The 9,902-nt window shown below is 49.6% G+C and carries 8 protein-coding genes; 3 read left to right on the top strand and 5 right to left on the bottom strand.

The window, feature by feature from the left end; genetic code table 11:
• Positions 1-41: 41 nt before the first annotated feature.
• The 4 genes from Abor_RS12450 to Abor_RS12435 are packed head-to-tail and all read right to left on the bottom strand — an operon-like array spanning position 42 to position 2,530.
• Positions 42-221 (bottom strand): hypothetical protein, encoded by a 180-nt coding sequence (locus tag Abor_RS12450; protein ID WP_146855215.1) that lies wholly within the window; start codon positions 219-221, stop codon positions 42-44.
• Positions 214-519, bottom strand: a complete 306-nt coding sequence (locus tag Abor_RS12445) for a nucleotidyltransferase family protein (RefSeq protein ID WP_048842227.1) — start codon at positions 517-519, stop codon at positions 214-216. The genes Abor_RS12450 and Abor_RS12445 overlap by 8 nt, the downstream gene beginning before the upstream one ends.
• Positions 516-917, bottom strand: a complete 402-nt coding sequence (locus Abor_RS12440) for a nucleotidyltransferase substrate binding protein (RefSeq protein WP_048842226.1) — start codon at positions 915-917, stop codon at positions 516-518. Before Abor_RS12440 ends, Abor_RS12445 begins: the two co-directional genes overlap by 4 nt.
• Positions 917-2,530, bottom strand: coding sequence for a class I SAM-dependent DNA methyltransferase (locus Abor_RS12435; protein WP_048842225.1), 1,614 nt, complete (start codon positions 2,528-2,530; stop codon positions 917-919). Before Abor_RS12435 ends, Abor_RS12440 begins: the two co-directional genes overlap by 1 nt.
• A gap of 1,008 nt (positions 2,531-3,538) precedes the next feature.
• Between Abor_RS12435 and Abor_RS12430 the strand changes: the two genes are divergently transcribed.
• Both Abor_RS12430 and Abor_RS12425 read left to right on the top strand, forming a co-directional pair.
• Complete coding sequence (locus tag Abor_RS12430) at positions 3,539-3,805, top strand: hypothetical protein (RefSeq protein WP_146855218.1); 267 nt, start codon at positions 3,539-3,541, stop codon at positions 3,803-3,805.
• Between the two features lie 264 nt (positions 3,806-4,069).
• Entirely contained in the window at positions 4,070-4,660 is a 591-nt protein-coding gene (locus Abor_RS12425) for a POTRA domain-containing protein (protein WP_084594530.1), read from the top strand.
• A gap of 645 nt (positions 4,661-5,305) precedes the next feature.
• Here the strand turns inward: Abor_RS12425 and Abor_RS12420 are convergent.
• Positions 5,306-7,021, bottom strand: a complete 1,716-nt coding sequence (locus Abor_RS12420; RefSeq protein ID WP_048842223.1) for an ATP-dependent nuclease — start codon at positions 7,019-7,021, stop codon at positions 5,306-5,308.
• A gap of 552 nt (positions 7,022-7,573) precedes the next feature.
• On the opposite strand from Abor_RS12420, the gene Abor_RS12415 reads away from it, so the two are divergent.
• On the top strand, positions 7,574-9,902 hold a 2,329-nt coding region (locus tag Abor_RS12415; RefSeq protein WP_048842222.1), incomplete at its 3' end, for an AAA family ATPase.

Genomic DNA, 9,902 nt, shown 5'->3' with positions numbered 1-9,902 from the left:
CATCCTCCGAGAGTTTTACTCTCCGGTAAACCCGGGGCAGTTCATTTTGCGTAATAACCGAAAGCAATTTTTTGTTCGATAGGTTGCAGAAGTCCGCTGGTTTTTACGACTTTCGCAGAAAGAACAGGTATTCCTACAGATGCCTTTGGCGGGCTCTTACCCCGGTAATCCAATAAAGTTTCGAGGCAATTTTCAAGTATATCGTCGTGCCAATCAGTCATGAAGCAAGATACCTGAGTTATGAATTATGTTTTGGAATGTCATATCTGTGTGTGCCCAATCCAGCACATCCACTTTCCACGGCAGTTCTGACTCTGAAAAGGCTTCTTCCAGCTGTGCCCGCGTCTTTAACGGCAAAGGTTCATCACCCACAATCGCCAGATCGAGATCAGAAAACGGCTTGGCCTTGCCCGTCACGCGCGAGCCAAAAGCCCGCACTTCACGGTCAGGAACAATCTCGTTGAGTATCCGCAGCACAATGGCCCGCTCTTCAGGCGTGATGTCGATCTGCCCTGTCACGCTGTGCGCTCTTTCAGCGTGGCCAGCAAAAATTCGGCTTCCGTGATAAAGTCTGGAATGGTGGCCACCACCTGTTTGGCTGTTGCTTCATTATAAGTATGGCTGGTCAGGTTGCGCATTTTACGGAACACGCTCCACTGGGGCCACGCGCTTTTGAGCAGTCCAGCCTCATTGGCGGAGCGGATCATGTCCGGAAAGCCCATGCGGTCATATTCCTCGGGGGAGGCAGAATTGGCTTCCAGAAAGCGCTTCAGGGTCTTGTGGCTGAGTTCATAGGTAAACTCGAACCGCTGGATCAGGCCATCCCGCAACTGCTCATCGTCGGGCTGGGCAAGGTGGCGTGCCCAGCCTTCCTTTAGCCGGTCGAGAGCGCGTTCCAATGGGGTAAGATACAGCATTACGCACTCTCCTTCTGTACAATCAGCTTGAGGGATGCGGCAATTTTAGTGTTCAGGGCTTCACCCTGCGCAAACTGCTCTTTCAGGGTCTTTTCAAGGGCTGCAAAGCGTTCGGTAAATGGCACGCTGTCTTCTTCGGCTTCCTCTGCCCCCACGTAGCGGCCCGGTGTCAGAACAAAGCCGTGCTGTTCCACTTCATCCAGCGTGGCGGATTTACAGAAGCCCGGACTATCCTCATAGGTACCCGCGTCCTTTTCTCCACGCCATGCGTGGTAGGTGTCGGCAATGCGAGCCACGTCCTCGTCCGTCAGTTCCCGGCGGGTGCGGTCAACAAGCTTGCCCAGCTTGCGGGCGTCAATAAACAGGATTTCCCCGCGCCGGTCTCGCCAGCCTTTTTGCTTCTTGGTGCGGGTGAGGAACCAAAGACAGGCTGGAATCTGGGTGGAATAGAAAAGCTGGCCGGGCAGGGCCACCATGCAGTCCACCACATCGGCTTCCACCATCCGGCGGCGGATTTCGCCCTCGCTGTTCTGGTTGGAGGACATGGAGCCATTGGCCAGCACCACGCCTGCCGTGCCATCGGGGGCAAGATGCCACAGTATATGCTGGAGCCACGCATAGTTGGCATTGCCCGCAGGCGGCTTGCCATACTGCCAGCGCGGGTCTTCCTCCAGGGATGCATTCCACCAGTCCGACACGTTAAAGGGCGGGTTGGCCAGAATATAGTCAAAGCGCAGGTCTTTCAGCTCGTCGCGCAGAAAGCTGCCTTCGTTGTTCCAGCGAATATCCGCGCCAATACCCCGCACGGCAAGGTTCATGCGGGCCAGGCGCCATGTGGTGTGGTTGCTCTCCTGCCCGTAAATGGCAATGTCACCCAGCTTGCCGCCATGGGTTTCCACAAAGCGTTCAGACTGCACGAACATGCCACCCGAGCCACAGCAGGGGTCATACACCCGGCCCTTATAGGGTTCGAGCATGGAGACCAGCGTGCGCACCACGCTGGACGGCGTGTAGAATTCGCCTCCGCGTTTGCCCTCGGCTCCGGCAAACCCGCCAAGGAAGTATTCATACACGCGCCCAAGCACGTCCCGCGCCCTGTCGTCTGTATCGCCCATACCGATGTCGGAAATCAGGTCGATCAGTTCCCCCAGCATCACGCTATCAAGGGCAGGGCGTCCGTAATCCTTGGGCAGAACCCCCTTGAGCTGCTCCGGGTTGGCCTTTTCAATGGCCAGCATGGCGTCATCAATCATCTTGCCGATGCCGGAAGAACGGGCGTTGTCTCTAAGGTGAGACCAGCGGGCGGTCTCGGGCACCCAGAAGATGTTTTCAGCCAGATATTCGTCGGGGTCTTCTGCGGCTGCCGGGTCATCCAGCATCAGTTTGGCATGGCGCGCTTCAAACGCGGTGGAGATGTAGCGCAGGAAGATCAGGCCAAGGGCCACATGCTTGTAGTCTGAGGGTTCAAGGTTCTTGCGCAGCTTGTCAGCCGCCAGAAACATCTGCTGTTCAAAGCCCAGTGTCGCACTTGCTGCCTTGGCTTTGCTCACCTTGGTGGTTTTCTTCGGAGCAGGGGCAGTATCAGGATTCTTGCGAGGGCGACCGCGGGGCATGCAACAAAGCCTTATATGACAAGTATATAGAGTAAGTGACAGCTTGCCTTATTCTGTGTGTTTGGTCGAGTATGAGAAAAGGAAGTGGTGGGTTGTTGAGGTACCGTAAGAGCAAATACATGCTGGATTTATCGGCTGATCGAAGTATCCCTTACGGGCTATTACGATTATGTGAGGTAAAGGCTTTATGTGGAAAATGCCTGTAGTCTCAGAGGTCAAAATCGGCGATCTATATGCTTCAAAAGAGCACTCATTTTTTAGGAATTTTGGTAGAGTTTTTACTCTAAAATAACTCCGAAAAAGGGGTGAAAACCAGTGCAAGGCATTTCTGAAAATCGTTTCAAGATCCATGCGAAATTAGGTTCTAAATATTCTCTGGATATCATTCCAAAATTCTACGCAAAAGCACCGCGCAAAACAGGGGCAGAAGTGACCCTAAAAACATGCTGCTTTTAGCTTCCAGAAATAGATTTTTTAGACATAAAAAATAGGGTGTTTTCTGTATTATTTTTGTTCGTTTTCAGTGTGAATGGTGTAATGCAAGAGGCTTAGGAAAAAGAGGCTATCTACTGATATTTGGTTACTGGCTGCTTGAAAGTGCTGAAAACCGCAGTTTTGCGCGGGTTCCAATGCGCTGTGCGCTCAATAATTCCAACAGGAGCGTGGTGTGTGAACTCTTCTTATTTCTTAAAGATGATCCCTATATATAAGAGCCGCTGACCGTTTTTTCTGTCTGCTTGCCGCAACACCACCGTTGCAGATAACAACACCCCTCTATTTTCGCCACACAAGCCCGTAGAGTACGCTCTCGTTATCCTCAGCCACCAACCACTGCACAATCCGTAAACCGTATTCCAGACCAGTTTAAAACCGATTTTCTGAAATTTGTATCCTTTGAATTGTCATTGACCGTCATCATTGACCGTCACAGATTACCGTCATTGTTGACCGTCACAACTATCGTCACAGATTACCGTCATCATTGACCGTCATTATTGACCGTAATCATTGACCGTCACAACTACCGTAACAGGTAGGGTCAACGCTGCGGTCAACGCCATCGTCACAAGTCTGGTCAATGCTACCGTCAATTACATCGTCACAGGTCTGGTCAACGCTGCCGTAACAGGTCTGGTCAATGCTACGGTCAATTCCATTGTCACAGGTCAGGTCAACGCCACCGTAACAGGTCTGGTCAACGGCACCGTCACAGGTCAGGAATCAACCCTACCTGTCAGGAATCAACCCCACCTCGCCAGAATCAACACCGGATAACCGAGACCTCCTTACGTGTTGGCACAGTTGACACACCTTGTAAGGAATCAACTCAGCCTTGCGGCGCAGGTGTTCCTCAAAGCTGAGGACTGGCACGGCTCGCTCCACATCGCGCTGACGCACCGCACCTCATTCTGTCACCACCACTCCCACACCACCCCAACCACCACCACACCCAACACGCCACAACGCCTCTTTTGCATACGATCCATGCTATATCTCATCACAGCAAAATCGCTGTAGAAAAACACGCGAGATAGCAAAATGAGAAAAGTGACGACAGCAGCGGTGTTCGCCCTGCTTACCGGCTCTGCAATCAGCACAGCACATGCACAAGCGTTCAACCGCACAGCCCCCAAGCTACCTGCACGCACGCAGTTCACCATACCTATGCCAGCCCCTGATGAATCACTGACGGTAACAGGCCATCGCTCTAAGCCAGTCACCACACTGCGCGGCATTCTCATCACTGAAGATGCAAGCCGTGTCGTCACGAGGCCGCCAGCCTCACATGCTTTCACAACCAGATTTAAAGGCATAGACACAGACATCAGCTTTCTGCGCTCACACCACATTAGTAAGAAGCTCAGTCGTTTCTTGAATAAGCGCACAAGCATCGACACACTGAATCAAGCGGCACGCATTGTTCAGAGCGCATATATAAAAGCCGGTCGTCCTTTTGTCTCGGTCACGGTTCCCAAGCAATTTGTTGGCGGCGGCGATGTGGTGCTGCTTGTGACAGAATACAGGGTGAATGCCGTCAACATTGCCAGCACCGCTGCTGGTGGTGTGGTTAACTTTGGAATCAAGGCAGGAGACAAACAAGGCCGTCACCTGATTCCAATGATGATGTAGGGCATAACCAGCCTTGCGGCGCAGGTGCCAAGCGTGAAAGCTTGGGGGTGGCAGGCTCGCTCCGCATCGTCCGGGGAACAGCTCTTATCGAGTTACAACAGACTAATAAAGGTTGCCCCAGCAAGTTAGTCTGCTCCCAATCGTGAAGCGTCTAGTAAGGGTTAGATGTGTCGAACCCTACTGCTGTAGGTGAGCGTAATTCCGTAGGGCTGGGTTCTATATTTTATATGTGAAGTAGAGATAAGTAAGGTTTTCACCCTGTAATACCTTCTTAATTCATTTTGTTTAACGCATTTTATTCACTGGTTGCGAGAAGGCTTTTACCTGTAGCTAACACTGGATTTTACCAAGAACAGGCCCAGCTTTGGAATGCAGGGTGGTGTGATTGTAGAAGGAACTGTGGCCGGAAAGGGGGGAGAGCTGTAAGTCCGCTTTCGAGCAGACCTAGACCCAAAATGGCCATTCATATGAGACCTGTAACAACTACGCACTTCATAGGGCTAGTCTGTCCTAACTGCTGTCCGGCCTCAAGAAATTAAACGCGCGTCAATTACTTAATATAGAAATCATATGTTCGGCATGTCATAAGATATATTATGAAAATTCACACAAATAAAATTAGATGCGGATGAAAAATCTGTTTTTTCATGTATCATCTTCATTTCTTTCAGGTTTCGTTGCATCGCCCGATAAAGGCGCATGTTTGCCTTTATGAACAAGGGAGACGAATTGTCTGAGAGATTCGAGCTTAACATCATCAAGCGGAATTTCAGTAAGTAATTTTCTAACGAACTTGGGGCCGTGATTTCCTAATTCTCGACAGAAATTTTCAATTTCACCTACAGGCACCAAATAAATGCCTATATCTTCCAGTCGGCACTTTAGAGTTTCGTATTCAAACTGGGCCGCCCCACTTGGAATTCCATCTTTCCCAAATTTTTTAATGAGATTCCATGATGAAGTTTGCTTCATCGCTTCGGTAATGTCACCACGAGGCAAACTCTCTTCTTTACAATTTTGGATAAGAGAAATTAGCTCGCTTTTTATTTCTTCAACAGACTTGGGTTTCACTCCCCCCCTGACGGCGGCATCGACACGCGTCCAAAGTGGTTCAATTGCCTTCCAATCTCCTCCGAACGCCTGAACAGTATCTCTCACCACGTTTTTCTCAGACAGGAAATCTATGTCGAATACGACTTTGATAGGAACGCCAATATTCCTAAGAACTTCTGCAACTTTCTTGACACCGTGCTTGCCGCTTGTTGGCACATAAGCAGTGTCTTTCCATAATTTATCATCTTTTGCGGCTAGATGGTCCGCTACTGCATTAAACACACGGCAGTCGCTATCATCTTCACAAATGATCGTTTCTTCATGAAACACGCCGTCAAGAGCGTTTGAATATCTTAGCTCAGGTCTTGCCCACAACTCTTGTATCACGGCAGGATCAGCTTCTGCGACGAGGTTCTGTAGCCCCTCACGCCGAATCCTCAGAACACGAACATTGCCTTTCGTCCCTTCCAGAAAGCCCCGCATGATGTCGCTGCTATGTGTGGCTACAATTAATTGTCCACTAACTTCTGAGGCTAAGGTTTCTCCAAGACGACGCATCTGAGGGGGATGCAAAAATGCTTCAGGCTCATCAAGCAAATTGATATCGAGATCAGCAACGATAGTTTCAAATAAAATACCCGCATAGCTCTTCATTCCATCGCCTTGTCGATCCAAAAGCGGGTTGGCGCGCACAGATGCAACGTATGCGTCTCCTACACGATCGACTAGGCTTGAGTCGGGTAGGTTGCCCACATGGATTGGCATAACCGAACCACCCCTGTAATCGAACATGATATCCTGCCCGAACGCTTGACGGAAAAGACGGCTGACTTTCTCCATAAGTGCTGAATTATCATACAAAACGTGCTGTGGTTTTGATTTTTGGTCATTTGGTCCAATATTATTTTGTTGCTTACATATTTGAAGTCGATCATTAGCATCAATATTCTTAATATACCCATCCGAGAGACCATTATCCAGATAAGGAACTATATCCCATATCTTTACTACATTAGAAACTAATTGCCAGTTTTTGTAACTATATTTACCATCTCTGTATGATGCCTTTTTTTCAAGGAAATCCTTCAGATCATTACTTGTTCCTGATTTTAAAAGTTGCACTTCCTTTAAGACAACGGGGCGGGCTTCATTGCCAATTTGACAGACTGCAATAATTTCTCGTAGAGTTTGTGACTTCCCGCTGTTATTCGGGCCAACGAGAATAACTTTTTCTTTTGGTTTGAAATAAAACTCCTGACCGCCGGAGAATGTAAGCTTTGAAATAGACGCAGTTGGTCTTATTGTCATATTAAAATCATACCTTCGTTTTTGGCTCTGAATATGGAACACGAGCCAATGTACCTCAACCCGGACGGGATATATTTCGGCCTAATACTAAGAACCATATCAATCGATATCAAAGATCGCTAGCCCTAAGTGCTGAAACGTCGCTGTTGCAGACTCAGGCTAAACTAAATAGCCGACACGGAACTGCGTCCGCTTTCAGAAAATGCAAATGGTTATCGAAACGGCAATAAAGAGGGCGACTACAGCCTGTCTGCTCTGTTTCTGCTAAGCTGACAGGCAGTTTGGGGGGGGGCAGCGGTCTGTCTTCTTCGAGGCAAAAACACGTGAAAGCGGACGTCTCCGTCAATACCGGCGGGGTTCATTCAAAAGCCCGGACTGCTTCGTTGTCCAGCAAACCTGATGACGCGGACAGTCCGAAGGGTAAAGGAACGTGCCTCTGTTTCCGCTCGATTTGCGAACGAATTCGGGTTAAAGCCATAGTGGACTGCCGCTTCGGGTCCATCACTGAAACGATGAACGTGCAACCGGCCGAACCATGTGCCGGATTACGCGATGCTCAGCAAGATATTGGAAGTTCAAAAGGTCGGTCGGTTTGAACGCCTTGAGGCGTCGCGGATTACGTTCACGAAGGTCCTGCTTGTTTTCGGCGAAAACGGCTGGGGAAAGTCTACACTGGCGGATCTCCTGCGGTCCGCCGCGACCGGGTCTGCCGCGATCGTAGAAGGCCGGGAGACGCTTGCAAGTGCCGGCACTCAGAAGGTCCGTCTTCTTTTCGAAAGGCTGCCAGCAGAATATTCTTTAGGAGTATGGACAGGTCACAGGCCGATGATAGCGGTGTATGACCAATGTTTCATTAACGATAACGTCTATTCCGGCGATGCAGTGTCCTTGGATCATCTCAAGCGACAATATGGTATCGTGATTGGATCGACCGGAGTTTTGCTGGTTCGAGCTATCGACCAACTGACCGATCAGGTCAATGAATTCGATAAAGCTTTCCGAGATGCCGAGGCGATTATAAATGCGGCTTTGCGAACGCACAACGTTCAATTGAAGCTCCCAGCCTTTGTTGCTCTCGAAACCGACGATGCAATCATTCGCTTAATCGACGAGAAGACAACCGAAATCGGGATCGTTGAGAAATCGGCGGAGATCGCCCGACTAACGCTTCCTGACGCCTTGGACGTGCCGACTGAGGCCGCTATCTTTCAGAATGTCCTTGATCGTGGAATTGACGACATGGCCACTGGCGCTCATCAGGCGCTTCATGATCACATTGCAAAGCATAGCAGGCAGCTTGCAAAGGGTGATGAACTTGTCTTGCCCCAAGAGGCATGGCTTGAAGCTGGGCTACAATATCAGAACTCGGATAAATGCGCCTTTTGTGGCCAGTTTTTGGCAGATCGTACGCTTATAGATACCTATACTGTATTCTTTAGCAATCAATACAAACTCCTCTCAGCTGAGGTTCGCAAGCGGCGCGCTACGCTTCAGCGTTATATTAATGGAGATTTTAAAAAACAGGTGCTGGGTAAGCTGGCAGAGAACGCGAGCCGTTGGCAGGCTTGGTGTACCCTCACAGGGGTACTGGCGCCAGAAGACAACAGCGATACAGTCAAAGAGTTGATAGGAGAGCTGGAGGAATGCGCACGCGCCCTCAACCGTTTTTTTGAATTGAAACAAGAAGATCTAGCTGAGCCAGTAGCGCATCCAGATTTGCAAAATACACTTGCGATCTGGAGCGAGCGAAGGAAAGGTATTCTCACGTTAAACGAAGAAATTGAGGCCCATCGTACAACGCTCAATGCTTTGCGTGCAAAATACGCGGCGGGTAATCTTGGCAACCTGAAAGCCCAGCTTGCACTCTTGAACGCGCGGCGCCTCCGGGCCGACGCGACAATTCAAACGGCCGTTCTTAGCCGACAGAAGGCGGATGAGAATAAGACCCGTTACACAAACGAGCGTGCCAGACGTCGAGCCGAGTTAACTACATATTCTAATACCGTAGCGACGACCTTAGGTGGAAATATTAACACCTATCTACATAGACTGGGAGCTGGGTTTGAAATCGACTACCAGAAGCCAAATTTCCGGAGCAAAGAACCGGCTGCAGAATATCACATTTTGATAAAGAATGTACGTGTTCCTCCACGAAGCGGTGACGACAATATTGCTCAACCAAGTTTCCGGAACACTCTGTCAACGGGTGACAAATCGGTTTTGGCTCTCGCGTTTTTCTTGGCATCACTAGCATCGGACTCACGTCTTGCGGAAACGATTGTCGTTTTGGACGATCCGTTTACAAGCCTTGATGAATTCCGCCGAACATTTACAGCAAACGAAATCAAGAAATTGGTTTCTAAATCCAAACAGGTCATTGTCCTCTCCCACGACAAAGCCTTTCTTAGGCTCCTGTGGGAACGCATCGATCATGCTCTTATTACATGTGTTGCCGTTCAGACCGGCGCGCCGGGCATCTCAACGTTAACGCGCTTCGATATAGAGACTTCGACCCTGCCGCGGCACGAAACCGAGCGTACAAAAATGCTCGACTTTCTCGACGACACTGTTGGCGATCCGCCCGAAATCCGCGCGTTGCTCCGCAAGGTATTGGAGTATTTCTATAGACAGGCAGACCCGCAGAGCTTTACGCAGAGCGAAACGCTGGACGGCATCATCCGAATCATGAAGAGTGCTCAGGCAGATTATGTTTATAAGGCAGCTTTAGAAACACTAGAAGAAATCAATTTTTATACCAGGAATTTCCATCATGCCCCGGTATCTGGAAGCGTGAACGAGGAAACGAACGTCGAGGAGCTTAAAATCTACTGCCGAATTGAACTGCCCCGGGTTTACCGGAGAGTAAAACTCTCGGAGGATG

The organism is Acetobacter orientalis, assembly GCF_000963965.1.
Taxonomy (GTDB): Bacteria; Pseudomonadota; Alphaproteobacteria; order Acetobacterales; family Acetobacteraceae; genus Acetobacter; species Acetobacter orientalis.
This window is presented reverse-complemented; position numbering and strand designations above follow the sequence as displayed.